The 1,202-nt window shown below is 53.3% G+C and carries 1 protein-coding gene; it reads left to right on the top strand.

The window, feature by feature from the left end; all coding sequences use genetic code 11:
* A partial coding sequence (gene glmS, locus AAKU64_RS22555) for a glutamine--fructose-6-phosphate transaminase (isomerizing) (protein ID WP_354363112.1) occupies window positions 1–1,202 on the top strand: 1,202 nt, incomplete at both ends.

The following is a 1,202-nucleotide window of genomic DNA, read 5'->3' as shown; positions in this document are numbered from 1 at the left end:
TTTTGCCGCGACGAACCCCACCGCGTAGTCGGTGCGCGCCAAGGTTCCCCATTAATCGTCGGGGTAGGCCAAGGAGAAAACTTTCTAGCCTCCGATGCAATGGCATTGGCAGGTACAACCGACCAGATTATTTATCTGGAAGAAGGCGACGTCGTTGATCTGCAACTACAAAAAGTCTGGATTGTAGATACCAACGGCAAGCAAGTACAACGCGAGGTCCGTACCGTGCATGCGCATACCGGTCAGGCAGAATTAGGTCCGTATCGTCATTACATGCAGAAAGAAATTTTCGAGCAACCACGCGCACTGGGCGACACATTGGAAGGTGTCACAGCCATCATGCCAGAGCTGTTTGGCGACAAGGCGTACAAGGTTTTTAAACAAATCGACAACGTTCTGATCCTCGCGTGTGGAACCAGCTACTACGCAGGCTTGACCGCAAAATACTGGATAGAATCCATCGCCAAAGTCCCGGTCAATGTAGAAATCGCCAGCGAATATCGCTACCGCGACAGCGTACCCAACCCCAACAGCCTGGTCGTCACTATTTCACAAAGCGGAGAGACCGCCGACACCTTAGCAGCACTCAAACATGCGCGTAGTCTGGGGATGGAACACACGCTGACAATCTGCAACGTCAGCACCAGCGCCATGGTGCGCGAATGCGCTCTGGCCTATATCACTCGCGCCGGAGTAGAGGTCGGCGTCGCATCGACCAAAGCCTTCACCACCCAATTGGCAGCGCTATTCTTGTTGGCACTGACACTGGCGCAAAGCAAAGACAGACTCAGCGATGAGCAAGAAGCAGAACACATCAAAGCCCTGCGCCACTTACCTGTAGCGATCACTGCGGTGCTAGCTTTAGAACCACAAATCATCGCCTGGTCAGAAGAATTTGCCCGCAAAGAAAACGCCTTATTCTTAGGCCGCGGCATGCACTACCCAATCGCTTTGGAAGGCGCATTAAAGCTGAAAGAAATTTCCTACATCCATGCAGAGGCCTACCCCGCAGGAGAACTCAAACACGGCCCGTTAGCCTTAGTGACCAAAGACATGCCGGTCGTCACAGTCGCACCAAAAGACGCGCTGCTAGAAAAATTAAAATCCAACATGCAAGAAGTCCGCGCCCGTGGCGGCGAGCTGTACGTCTTCGCCGACGCAGATTCCCGCATTGCCTCAAGCGAAGGCGTACACGTCATCCG

Origin of the sequence: Undibacterium sp. GrIS 1.8 (assembly GCF_040544445.1) — a bacterium.
GTDB lineage: Bacteria > Pseudomonadota > Gammaproteobacteria > Burkholderiales > Burkholderiaceae_D > Undibacterium.
This window is presented reverse-complemented; position numbering and strand designations above follow the sequence as displayed.